The organism is Streptomyces diastatochromogenes, from assembly GCF_002242805.1.
Lineage (GTDB): Bacteria > Actinomycetota > Actinomycetes > Streptomycetales > Streptomycetaceae > Streptomyces > Streptomyces diastatochromogenes.
Genome location: NZ_MCGQ01000200.1, coordinates 1 through 1584, shown reverse-complemented (window position 1 = coordinate 1584; position 1584 = coordinate 1). Strand labels below are relative to the sequence as shown.

The 1584-nt window shown below is 73.6% G+C and carries 1 protein-coding gene; it reads left to right on the top strand.

Annotation, left to right across the window (positions count from 1 at the left end; genetic code table 11):
* Positions 1 to 336: 336 nt before the first annotated feature.
* The coding region (locus BEK98_RS47620) for a hypothetical protein (RefSeq protein ID WP_143684309.1) at positions 337 to 1584 on the top strand (1248 nt) is incomplete at its 3' end.

Here is a 1584-nt window from a genome sequence, read left to right as displayed (position 1 = left end):
GCGGCCGATCTGGCCGTGGGTGCGGCCTACTGGCCGGAGTTCCACGGCCGATTGCCGACGGCGGCACCCGGCATCGCACCGGCGTCAGACCCGCCCTGGGAGCGCTGGTCCGCCTCACCGGAGTCCCCGTGACCATTCCCTGCCGCGCGCCCGCATCCGCACAGCGCATCGGCCCGGCGGTCCAGCGAGCCACGGGCGAAGCCCGCCGTCGCGGAAGGCCACTGATCCGCCGCGATGGTGACCGGCCATGGCGGACCGGCTCCTTCGTCCGCCCGCCGACACGCCGGTCCCGCACCCGCGGCAGCCATTGACGACCCCACGCACGCCGGAGCCACGATGACGTCCAAGCCCCCAGCCGTCCCCGGACCGCTGCCTCAGCTTCCCGTTCAGCTCGCTGGGCCCGGCGGACACGAGAGCCCGACCGCAACCGCCGGTGCGCTGGTGGGGTCGGCCGGCTTCGCCGAGGCCATGCCGCACCTGCTGCTCGGCCTGCTGGAACGCCGCTACCTCACCGACTTCGATCCCACCCGATGGACCGTCAGACCGCCATCGGGAGACGGGCCCCGACCGCTGCTGCACGAGATCCGCGCCCTGGGCCGCCCGTCGTCCGAGTCAGGCTGGGCTGCCGCTGTCCCCCACGTCCTCACCGCCTGCCACAGCGGTGGCCATCTGCTCAGTGTCGCGGTCCACGGTGACGGCAGCAGGCACCGCATCCATTGGGGCGGGCGCCGCCTCGCAGGCATTTCCAGGGGCTCCACCGAGGACTTCCTGCAGGGCCAGGCCGGGGTGCTGCGCGCCCACATCCCAGGACTCGAACTCGGCCCCCCTGACTCATTCGAGGAGGGTTCCCACGCCGAGCTGGCCGCGTTCGTCCGCAGCGCTCCGGCCCTCGCCCTGATCACCGGTATTCCCGCCCCCGTCCACGGCCGCAGTCCCGCCGCGTTCCAGTCACTCGACCGCCTTGCCGCAGCCGTCGGCGACCGCCGCTACGCCGTGGTGGTCGCAGCCGAACCCCTATCCGCCGGGGAGCTCGACCGTACCCTCGACCACTGTCGTCGCCTGCGCAGCGAAATCCACGCGCTGGTCCGGCACACCGTCGCCAGCCAGCAGGGAGAGAGCAGTACCACCTCCACCACCGAGACCGCCGGAGCCGAACCGGGCCTGCCGGCCTGCCTCACCGCCATCGCGGTCTTCTGCTCCATGGCCGGCATCTTCCCGTCCGTGCGCCCGCTGGCAACCGCTGCCCCCTCGGTCCTCCAGCTCGCTTCGCTCACCGGCGGCCCGCGCAACACCTCCCAGTCCAAGGGCGTCTCGACCCTCCGCAGCCACAACGCGGAGCTGCTCGACGCCACCGCCGAGGCCTGCGAGAAACTGCTCCAGCAGCACATCGACCGGCTGGAGACCGCGCGCGCCCAGGGCTGGTGGCGCACCGCCGTCTATCTGGCGGCCGAAAGCGAGGGCACCCTGGAGTCACTGGCGGGGGCGCTGCGCGGCACCTGCAGCGGCGAGGCCACCGCCCTCGACCCGCTGCGGGTGCTACGGCTCCCGCCGGCCACCCTCCGCAACGCGGCCCTGCACGGCCGC